The following is a 491-nucleotide window of genomic DNA, read 5'->3' on the forward strand; positions in this document are numbered from 1 at the left end:
CTGGTGAACCTGTGCTTCTGGCACCACGACGCATTCGCCATGACGGCGGATGATAAAAGCGCCAAATACGCGGGCTTTGGTTTTGACGCCTCCATCTGGGAGATGTTCCCGACATGGACCATCGGCGCGGAGCTTCACGTCATTGACGAAGCGATCCGGCTGGATATCACCCGCTTAAATCACTATTTCGAGGAGAACGGCGTGACCATCACCTTCCTGCCGACGCAGCTTGCCGAACAATTTATGGAGCTGGAAAATACCTCTCTCCGCATGCTTCTCGTCGGCGGCGACAAGCTGAAGCGGGCGGTGAAACAGCCGTACACGATCATCAACAACTACGGCCCGACGGAAAACACCGTCGTCGCGACAAGCGGCGTCATCAATCCGGAGGAAGGATCGCTTTCGATCGGACGGGCGATTGCCAATACGAGAGTTTATATTCTCGGCGACGGCGATCAGGTGCAGCCGGAAGGCATTGCCGGTGAATTGTG

The 491-nt window shown here is 56.4% G+C and carries 1 protein-coding gene; it reads left to right on the forward strand.

Annotation, left to right across the window (positions count from 1 at the left end):
• Nucleotides 1-491: AMP-binding protein (locus tag G9F50_RS20275; RefSeq protein WP_165417791.1), on the forward strand; the 491-nt coding region annotated here is incomplete at both ends.

The organism is Bacillus sp. EKM206B, assembly GCF_011066015.1.
Lineage (GTDB): Bacteria > Bacillota > Bacilli > Bacillales > Bacillaceae > Bacillus > Bacillus velezensis.